General features: G+C 66.4%; 1 protein-coding gene. It reads right to left on the reverse strand.

The window, feature by feature from the left end:
- The coding region (locus IE249_RS35525; RefSeq protein WP_268249740.1) for an alpha-amylase family glycosyl hydrolase at positions 1 to 675 on the reverse strand (675 nt) is incomplete at both ends.

A 675-nucleotide genomic window follows, 5' to 3' on the forward strand; every position in this document is an offset into this window, starting at 1 on the left:
AGTCCGAAGGCGGAATTCTGCTTGCGGATCTCGATCATGCGGCGGGTCCAGTGCAGCAGTGACGAGGGCGACGCCATGGAGGCCTCGACGTTGGTGACCTGGTAGCCGTAGACCGGGTCCATGATGGTGGGCAGGTAGAGGCGGCCGGGGTCGCAGGAGGAGAAGCCGGCGTTGCGGTCGGGGGTCCACTGCATGGGGGTGCGCACGGCGTCGCGGTCGCCGAGCCAGATGTTGTCGCCCATGCCGATCTCGTCGCCGTAGTACAGGATCGGGCTGCCGGGCAGGGACAGCAGCAGGGCGGTGAACAGTTCGATCTGGTTGCGGTCGTTGTCCAGGAGGGGGGCGAGGCGGCGGCGGATGCCGATGTTGGCCCGCATGCGGGGGTCCTTGGCGTACTCCGCCCACATGTAGTCGCGTTCCTCGTCGGTGACCATCTCCAGGGTCAGCTCGTCGTGGTTGCGCAGGAAGATGCCCCACTGGCAATTCGACGGAATGGCGGGGGTCTTGGCGAGAATTTCCGACACGGGGTAGCGGGATTCACGGCGTACGGCCATGAAGATGCGGGGCATGACGGGGAAGTGGAAGGCCATGTGGCACTCGTCGCCGCCGGAGGAGTAGTCGCCGAAGTAGTCGACGACGTCCTCCGGCCACTGGTTCGCCTCCGCCAGCAGCACC

The organism is Streptomyces anandii JCM 4720, from assembly GCF_014650655.1.
GTDB lineage: Bacteria > Actinomycetota > Actinomycetes > Streptomycetales > Streptomycetaceae > Streptomyces > Streptomyces anandii.